This is a genomic window from Burkholderia sp. Ac-20349 (assembly GCF_017104865.1).
GTDB classification, from domain to species: Bacteria; Pseudomonadota; Gammaproteobacteria; order Burkholderiales; family Burkholderiaceae; genus Burkholderia; species Burkholderia aenigmatica.
Genome location: NZ_JAAGPM010000317.1, coordinates 1 through 2,008, shown reverse-complemented (window position 1 = coordinate 2,008; position 2,008 = coordinate 1). Strand labels below are relative to the sequence as shown.

1 protein-coding gene and 2 pseudogenes are annotated in these 2,008 nt (G+C 66.8%); all 3 read right to left on the bottom strand.

Annotation, left to right across the window (positions count from 1 at the left end):
• Nucleotides 1-207: 207 nt before the first annotated feature.
• Nucleotides 208-1,035, bottom strand: coding sequence for a 16S rRNA (adenine(1518)-N(6)/adenine(1519)-N(6))-dimethyltransferase RsmA (rsmA, locus tag G3N61_RS38890; protein ID WP_043190633.1), 828 nt, complete (start codon nt 1,033-1,035; stop codon nt 208-210).
• Between the two features lie 49 nt (nt 1,036-1,084).
• Nucleotides 1,085-1,888 (bottom strand): annotated as a pseudogene (gene pdxA / locus G3N61_RS38885) (4-hydroxythreonine-4-phosphate dehydrogenase PdxA); the annotation flags it as partial.
• A pseudogene (locus tag G3N61_RS38880) lies at nt 1,855-2,008 on the bottom strand (lyase family protein); the annotation flags it as partial. The pseudogenes G3N61_RS38880 and pdxA, both read right to left, overlap by 34 nt.

The window sequence follows — 2,008 nt, the reverse complement described above, 5'->3', positions numbered from 1 at the left end:
TCGACCTGCTCGACCACTGATAGCTTAAAAGCTAGGCTGTAGTCCCGCTGCGTTCGCTTGATCTCTTGCTCCACTTGGCACCTCTTCGTTTCCGCGAAAAAGTGTCAACCTATTTCAGGACGGGTCACACGCGATAAAAAAGGCTGCCCCGCAGGGCAGCCTTTTTCGTCCATCCGGGCCGGCTCGCGTGACCGGCCTTGACCCGCGTCAACCGGCCTTGCGCACCGCCGCGAGCGCCTGCGCGACGCCGACGTATTCGGCCACGCTCACGTCCTCCGCGCGGCGCGCGAGATCGAAGCCGAGCGCATCGAAATCGATCGTCTCGCGATAGTCGCCGAGCGTATTGCGCAGCATCTTGCGGCGCTGCGAGAACGCAGCGGTGACGACTTCGCCCAACAGCACGGGATCGACGTCCGGCAGTTCATGCGGCTCGTACGGAATCATCCGGACGATCGCCGAATCGACCTTCGGCGGCGGCTGGAACGATTCCGGCGGCACGTCGAGCATCTTTTCCATCACGTAGCGGTACTGCAGCATCACCGACAGACGCGAAAACGCCTTCGTGCCCGGCTCCGCGACCATCCGTTCGACGACTTCATTCTGCAGCATGAAGTGCTGGTCGATGACCGCGTCGGCGAACGTCATCAGGTGAAACAGCAGCGGGCTCGAAATGTTGTACGGCAGGTTGCCGACGATCCGCAGCGACGGCTTGTCGCCGGGCGCCGCGAGCGAACGGAAATCGAACGCGAGCGCGTCGCCCGCGTGCAGTTCGAGCAGCGGGCCGAAGCGTTGTTGCAGGCGCCCGATCAGGTCGCGGTCGAGCTCGACCGCATGCAGCGGCGACTCGGGCGTCGCGAGGCGCTGGATCAGCGGCTCGGTCAGCGCGCCGAGCCCGGGGCCGATCTCGACCATGCGCTGGCCGCGCGCGGGGCCGATCGTCGAGACGATCGAATCGATCACGCCGTGATCGACGAGGAAGTTCTGCCCGAAGCGCTTGCGCGCGAAGTGGCCTTGGTGCTGTCTGCTGTTCGACATCGACTGAGTAAAACGAAAAATACGACGAATGAGGTGAAGCCGGGCCGCGTCAGGCCGCGCGGCGATGGCGCGCCATCGTGACGGCCGTGTCGAGCGCGGCGATCATGCTGCCCGGATCCGCGCGGCCCGTGCCGGCCAGATCGAGTGCCGTGCCGTGATCGACCGACGTCCGGATGATCGGCAGCCCGAGCGTCACGTTGATGCCCTCGCCGAACGTCGCATACTTCAGCACGGGCAGACCCTGGTCATGGAACATCGCGAGCACGCAATCGGCATCGGCGAGATGGCGTGGCTGGAACAGCGTGTCGGCCGGATACGGGCCGCGCGCGTCGATGCCCTGCGCGTTCGCGCGGGCCAGCGCCGGCGCGATCACGTCGATCTCCTCGCGGCCGAGATAACCGTTCTCGCCCGCGTGCGGGTTCAGGCCCGTCACGAGGATGCGCGGCGCGGCCAGACCGAAGTCGCGCCGCAAGTCGCGATCGATGATCGCGAGCGTCTCGACGAGCCCGTCGACCGTCAATGCGGCCGACACGTCCTTGAGCGGCAGGTGGGTGGTCGCGAGCGCGACGCGCAGCGGCTTGTGGCCGGTACCGGCCAGCATCATCACGACACGCGGCGTATGCGTGCGCTCCGCCAGGTATTCGGTATGGCCGGTGAACGGCACGCCCGCATCGTTGATCGTGCTCTTCTGCAGCGGCGCGGTAACGATCGCGTCGTACCGGCCTGCCAGCGCGCCGTCGATCGCCGTGTCGAGCAGCCCGAGCACGTACGGGCCGTTCGCCGCGTCCAGCTTGCCCGCCTGCGCGGGCACGGCGAGCGCGTGATGCGCGACCGACACCGGCCCGCCACCGGCAGCTTGTCGGCGAGGTGGCGCAGCGTCGCGTTCGCGAGGCCGAGGTTGCCTTCCGAGTTCTCGAAGTCGATCGGGTTGACCTTGTGCGGCATCGTCGACGAGCCGATTTCACCGGCCTTC

Excerpts from the sequence above, each read along its gene's own strand:
- rsmA (WP_043190633.1), bottom strand. The coding sequence starts at position 1,035 with ATGTCGAACAGCAGACAGCACCAAGGCCACTTCGCGCGCAAGCGCTTC.